Source organism: Allofournierella sp. (assembly GCF_048388525.1).
Lineage (GTDB): Bacteria > Bacillota > Clostridia > Oscillospirales > Ruminococcaceae > BQOK01.
The window spans coordinates 54312-60311 of the sequence record NZ_DBGCTQ010000098.1 but is presented as its reverse complement, the minus strand read 5'-3'; the positions used below and the strand labels follow the sequence as shown (position 1 = coordinate 60311).

4 protein-coding genes and 1 pseudogene are annotated in these 6000 nt (G+C 65.1%); all 5 read right to left on the bottom strand.

Going from position 1 to position 6000, the window contains the following annotated elements; genetic code table 11:
* A pseudogene (locus ACMLHZ_RS11855) lies at window positions 1-507 on the bottom strand (hypothetical protein); the annotation flags it as partial.
* Complete coding sequence (locus tag ACMLHZ_RS11850; protein ID WP_418667903.1) at window positions 497-1615, bottom strand: hypothetical protein; 1119 nt, start codon at window positions 1613-1615, stop codon at window positions 497-499. The pseudogene ACMLHZ_RS11855 and the gene ACMLHZ_RS11850, both read right to left, overlap by 11 nt.
* On the bottom strand, window positions 1612-3000 hold the full coding sequence (locus ACMLHZ_RS11845; protein ID WP_418667902.1) for a radical SAM/SPASM domain-containing protein: 1389 nt from the start codon (window positions 2998-3000) through the stop codon (window positions 1612-1614). Before ACMLHZ_RS11845 ends, ACMLHZ_RS11850 begins: the two co-directional genes overlap by 4 nt.
* Before the next feature lie 120 nt (window positions 3001-3120).
* On the bottom strand, window positions 3121-4719 hold the full coding sequence (locus ACMLHZ_RS11840) for a peptide chain release factor 3 (protein WP_418667901.1): 1599 nt from the start codon (window positions 4717-4719) through the stop codon (window positions 3121-3123).
* 620 nt (window positions 4720-5339) lie between these two features.
* Window positions 5340-5870: a helix-turn-helix domain-containing protein gene (locus ACMLHZ_RS11835; RefSeq protein ID WP_418667900.1), complete on the bottom strand. Its 531-nt coding sequence runs from the start codon at window positions 5868-5870 to the stop codon at window positions 5340-5342.
* Window positions 5871-6000 lie beyond the last annotated feature (130 nt).

Sequence of the window (6000 nt, the reverse complement as noted above, 5' to 3'; positions counted from 1 at the left end):
CGGGCCGCACACCAGGATCACGTTGCGCGCCCCCTCGCCCTCGGTCCCCATCACGAAGGGCCGCTGAAACGCCCCCAGCAGGCTTGTCACAAATTCCTTTTGCCCCAAAATGCGGCCGGCGGCCTCCTCCGCCGCCTGGCGGAACAGCTCCTGTGCCTCGCCGGGGCCGGGGATCTTCTGGGTTTTGCGGGCCTCCTGGGGCGAAAGCAGGCCGTCCTGCTGCATGTTGTGGGTCAGATCACGGCCCATCTCGCTGATCTCCCGGGCCTGGCGCTTGAGCTGCTCGTCCAGCGCCGCGCTGTTTTTCAGCAGCTGCTCGCCGCTCACCGCGTCTGCCGCAGTCTTTGCACTTCTCTGGCGTTCCAGGGTGGCTTCCAGCTCTTTTTGCGCCTGGGCCAGGGCGTCCTGGGCCTGCTTTGCCCGGTCCCTGCCCTCGGCGCCGGCAAAGTTCAGCTTCCCGCCCGAGCCGAACACCCCGCTCATCAGGTCTTCCCAATCACTGCCCATCGGTCGTTTCCTCCCGCTCTGTGCCGTCGCCCAGCGCGGCCAGCACCGCCTTTGTGTTGATGGCCGCGCCGCCGCGGAACTCTTTGGCGCTGCAGCCCGCCCGGCCGCCGCCCGCGCAGGCGCACGCGCACGCGCAGGACACACAGGCGCAGGCACAGCCGCCCGAATGGCCGCCGCCGGATCGCCGCCCGGCGCCCGCCCCGCGGGAGGCGCCGCCGCCAAAGCCGCCGAAGCCGCCGCCCGGTGCCCCCGGGCCGCCCGGACCGGGGCCTGGGCCGGGCCCGTGGTGATGGTGGTGGGGCCAGAACCAGCCCCCAAAGCCTCCCAGCCAGTAGTCGCCCGAAAAACGGCGGCACAGCAGCCAGATGATCAATATCGTAAACAGCAGCCCGAACAGGATCTCGCCCGCGCCCGATTCCCCGCCGCCGTCCTGCGCGTAAGAGCGCCCCAGCTCCGGGTCCAGGGGAGCGGCTGCAAAGCCGCTCTGGTCCGCATAGTCCGCCGTCAGGGTCATGCGCGCGCCGGCGGGCAGGTCCCGCCAAACAATGTGCGCGCCGCCCGGCACGGTTTCCGCCTCCGGCTCCGAGCGGTCGCCGCCCCGATAGCTCAGGCCGTACTCGCCCGTTTCATTGCCCGCGGCCCAGGTGAGCTCCAGCACGCCGGTCTCGGCCGCGTCGAACCAGCCCGGGGTGAACTCATAGTTCACCGAGCCGTCCTCGTTCACCTCGTACAGGTGGGTGGCATGCAGGCTGAACTGCAGCTGCACGGTCTCGCCCGCGTAATAGCTGCGGTCCAGATCCAGCCGCACGTAGCTGCCCCCCTCGTCGTAGGGGCGGATGCGGCGGATGCTGCCCGACAGGGCGGTGAGCTCGTCGATGTTCTGGTTCGGCACGCCCACCTTGGCCCATTCAAGGGGCCCCTCGCTGCTGGAATCCAGCACCTTCCAGCGGATGTCGTACACAAGGTCCGCGCTGCCGTCGTCCCGCAGGGTCACGGCCACGCTGTAGCTCTCGATCTCGTCCAGATACGCCGCCGCGCCTGCGGCCGGGGTCAGCGCCAGGGCCAGCAGGCAGACCGCCGCCAGCAGGCAAAAAAACTTCTTTTTCACTTCGCGCCGCCCCCTTCCCCGCCGCGCAGCTGGCAAGTGTGCTCCAGCTTTGCGCTCTCGGCCCGGATCCTCGCGCAAGCCGGGCTGTTCCAGATCGTTTTCCAATCCCCCGTCAGCAGGCTGCCCAGCGCCGGGCCGCTCAGCCAGCTCTGGCAGGGCACCACCCCGCCGTCCGGCGCCACGGCCATGTTGGAAAGGCATGCCCCGCAGGTGGGCGCAAAGCTGAGCCCCATGCCCAGCAGCGTTTCCTCCGCCAGCCAGCCCGGGCTGGTAAAGTCCACCTCCATGCCGTTCTCATGGCAATATTCCACCGCGCCGCGCAGCACCTGCTCCAGCTCTTCGGCCCCCAGGCGGGTGGCCGCCGAGCCCTCGGTCAGCGCGCCCCCCGCCGGGATCAGCCCCGAGCAGGTGGCATACCGCACCCCCAGTGTTTTCAAAAACGCCAGGGTGGCGGCGTAATCCCGGTTCAGGCTGCACAGCGGCGTGTTCACGCTCACCGAAAGGCCCGCCTTCACCGCGTTGCGGATGCCGGCCACGGTGTCGGCAAAGCCGGGCGCGCCCACCAGTGCGTTGTGCACCGCCTCGTCGGCGGAATACAGGGTGATCTGCACACTGTCCAGGCTGGCCTCATACAGCGCCGCGCACAGCTCTTTTGTGAGCAGGCGCCCGTTGGTGTTCAGCCTCGTCACAAACCACTGGGCCGCTTCCACCAGCTCCACAAGATCCGGCCGCAGGGTGGGTTCGCCCCCGGTAAAGGTCACCTGGGGCACGCCGGCTTTCTGCAGCTTTTCCAGGATCTCCTTCCACTGGGGGGTGGTCAGTTCCTTGGTTTCGCCCTGGGGCTGGCCCGCGGCATAGCAGTGCAGGCACTTTTGGTTGCAGTTCCAGCGCCCTTCCTTTTGCATGGCGCTCACCAGCAGGTCCATCCGGTGGGGCGCGGGCATCTGGGGCGCGTAGTCGGCCAGGCTCATCACCCCCACCGGCTCGGGCGGCTCTTCGCCCTGGGCCAGGGCGGTGAAGCTCTGCAGCATCCGGGCAAGCTCCTCCTCCATCCGCTCGCGCCGCACCCGGGGATACACCAGCCGCGCGGCCGCCACGGCCCGCCCGGTAATGGCGCCCCAGTCGGCCTCGGCCACCTCTTTGCCCTCAAAGGGGGCCAGCGAGTCCATCAGGCAGGCCAGCAGCACCGCCCAGGAGAGATTCAGCGGCAGCACGTCGTGCCCGTTCAGGATCACCACATAGGGCACCTTGCGCCGCAGCAGGGTTTTGGGCGGCACCATGTGCAGCCGCACCACGCCGGGTCCCTTGGGATCCAGCGTGATGTGGCGCACCTGCCGCAAATATTTTTGGCGGAAGCGCAGCTCCCGCAAAGTAACGATATCCACGCGCCTTTACACCTCTTTCGTTTGCAGTATGTTGCCCTTATTGTACCACGGCAGCCCCGCCGCGAACAGCCCTGATCTTATAAAAACAGCCCGGGCCTTTTTCATGGCCCGGGCCGCATGTTATTCGTTGGTACCGAACTCGCTCAGCAAAAGCCCCGCGTTGTGCTGCTCGGCCCAGGTGATGGCCCAGGGCGAGGTGAACAGCAGCAGCTTGTTGCCCCGCAGGTCCTCGATGCGCTTGGTGTCGCTGGTCAGGTCCAGGGTCTTGGGATCCAGGTCCTCGTTTTCGATCCAGCGGATGTGCTCGTAAGGCAGCTTTTCCAGGCGGATGTCCACATTGTACTCGTTGTTCAGGCGGTATTCCAGCACCTCGAACTGCAAAACGCCCACCACGCCCACAATCACTTCCTCCATGCCGGCGCCCAGCTCGCGGAAGATCTGAATGGCGCCCTCCTGGGCCACCTGCTCCATTCCTTTTACAAACTGCTTGCGCTTCATGGTGTCCACCTGGGTGATACGGGCAAAATGCTCCGGCGCAAAGGTGGGGATGCCCGCATACTGGATCTTTTCCCTGCCGGTGCACAGGGTATCGCCGATGGAAAAGATACCCGGGTCGAACAGGCCGATGATGTCGCCCGCGTAGGCCACATCCACCACCGCCCGGTCCTGGGCCATCAGCTGGGTGGACTGGGCGAGCTTGATCTTTTTGCCGCCCTGTACGTGGGTGACCTCCATGCCGCGCTCAAAGCGGCCCGAACAGATGCGCATGAACGCGATCCGGTCCCGGTGGGCCTTGTTCATGTTGGCCTGAATCTTGAAAACAAACCCCGAAAAGGTTTCCTGGGTGGGCTCCACCCGGCCTCCCAGGCTCTCGCGGGGCAGGGGCGGGGGCGCCAGGCGCAAAAATTCCTTTAAAAAGGGCTCCACCCCAAAATTCGTGAGCGCCGAACCGAAAAACACGGGGCTCAGCGCCCCGCAGCCGATGGCGTCCAGGTCAAAGTCGTAGCTGGCGCCGTCCAGCAGCTCAATGTCCTCGGTGAGCTTTTCGTGCAGGGGCGCGCCCAGCAGCTCGTCCAGCCGGGCGTCGCCCAGCTCCGCCTCGATCTTGTCCAGGATCTTCACGCCGTTGGCCTTGCCGTCGCTCTGAAAGGCAAGGATATGGCGGCTGCCCCGGTCGAATACGCCCTTGAACTCCTTGCCGCAGCCGATGGGCCAGTTCATGGGGTAGGTGCGGATGCCCAGCACCGTTTCGATTTCCTCCATCAGGTCAAAGGGGTCGCGGGCCTCCCGGTCCATCTTGTTTACAAAGGTAAAAATGGGGATGTGCCGCAGGGTGCACACCTTGAACAGCTTAATGGTCTGCGCCTCCACGCCCTTGGCCGCGTCGATGACCATGACGGCGGAGTCGGCGGCCATCAGGGTGCGGTAGGTGTCCTCTGAAAAATCCTGGTGGCCCGGGGTGTCCAGAATGTTCACGCACTTGCCCGCGTATTCAAATTGCAGCACCGAGCTGGTCACCGAAATGCCGCGCTGCTTTTCGATCTCCATCCAGTCGCTCACCGCGTGGCGGGCGCTCTGCTTGCCCTTCACGCTGCCCGCCTGCTGGATCGCCCCGCCGTACAGCAGCAGCTTTTCGGTGAGCGTGGTCTTGCCCGCGTCCGGGTGGCTGATGATGGCAAAGGTGCGCCGGCGCTGTATCTCCTGCCGTAGATCGGCCATAATTGTTCTTCCTCCTCTATCCTGGGCCCCTGGGGCCCCTGGCAAAAATCCATAATACTTTAATATTATACACTGCCGGGCGCTTTGGCAAGAGAAAAGCGCAAAAAATGGCCTTAAACCTGCGCAAAACCGCCCCGGCAGGCCCTTTTTGGCCCGCCGGGGCGGCGTGCAGGGTTTCTTTGGGGCCCGGCCGCTGTGTCGGGCTGTTTCCTGCGCTGTTTCAGGCGTTTTTTCCCATCCGGTAAGCGGCCTGCATGTGGGCGGTGCCCTTCACTTCGCCCTTCTCCCACACGCCGCAGCCGGTGCAGTAGCCGATCGTTTGATCCCGCAAAAACACCTTCTCACAGCGGTGCCCCCCTCGGCGGCACCCCGTATGAACTCGTCGCACAAAATATCCGAGTTGCCGCCCTGGCGCGGGCTGGCCGACAGGACCAGTATCCTTTTCCCCATTGCGTTTTCTCCTTTTCCTGAGGGCGCGCAAAGCGCCCCTGTTTTCGTCCCGCTTCCAGCCTGCACCCTGGAGTGCGCTCCAAGTCAAGCTTTTTTTCTCAAACCCCCGGTGCCTGCAAAAAAAACGCCCGGCGGGGCTTTTCCCGCCGGGCAAAGGGGGCGCTGCCCCCCTATTTTTTGTGGTTGAGCTTCCAGTCTTTCCAGGCCAGGTACCCGCCAACGGCCACCATGGCTGCGCCTGCAAACAGCACCACGGTGGGCACCAGCAGCATCACGCTCTGCATTGCCCCAAAGGGCGATCCGCCTTCCGCAAGCGGCGAAAAGCCGGCGGGAACCTGGGCGCTTGCGCGGAAAAAGCCCCCCAACATGGCCCGGCCCACCAGGCCGAACACCACCGCCCCGGCGCCGTACGCCATCAGCACATACCCGCCCTTGCGCCAGTGCTTTTTTACCATGCGGGTGCCCTTGTCCAGCGGGTCCTGCGGGTCCGGCCGGCTGGGGGGCGGCGCTTCGCCCAAAAGGTGGCTCACGGTGGTGCCCAGCGCCCCGGCCAGCGTTTTCAGGTTTTCCAGATCCGGCGCAGCCTGGCCGCTCTCCCATTTGTAAATGGTCTGGCGCGAAAGTCCGGTGCGCTCGGCCAGCTGCTCCTGCGAAAGGCCCTTTTCCCTGCGCAGCTCGCGAATGGTTTCTCCCAATGTCATTTGAATGCCCTCCTTTTCTGGTTTCAGTATCCCACCGCCGGGCAAAATGCGCCAGAAAGGCTGCTTTGTAAATCTGTAAACTCTGGTTTGCATTTTTAAAAACACGCATTTTTTTGCGGGGCGGGGCCGC

Excerpts from the sequence above, each read along its gene's own strand:
- ACMLHZ_RS11840 (WP_418667901.1), bottom strand. The coding sequence starts at position 4,719 with ATGGCCGATCTACGGCAGGAGATACAGCGCCGGCGCACCTTTGCCATC.
- ACMLHZ_RS11835 (WP_418667900.1), bottom strand. The coding sequence starts at position 5,870 with ATGACATTGGGAGAAACCATTCGCGAGCTGCGCAGGGAAAAGGGCCTT.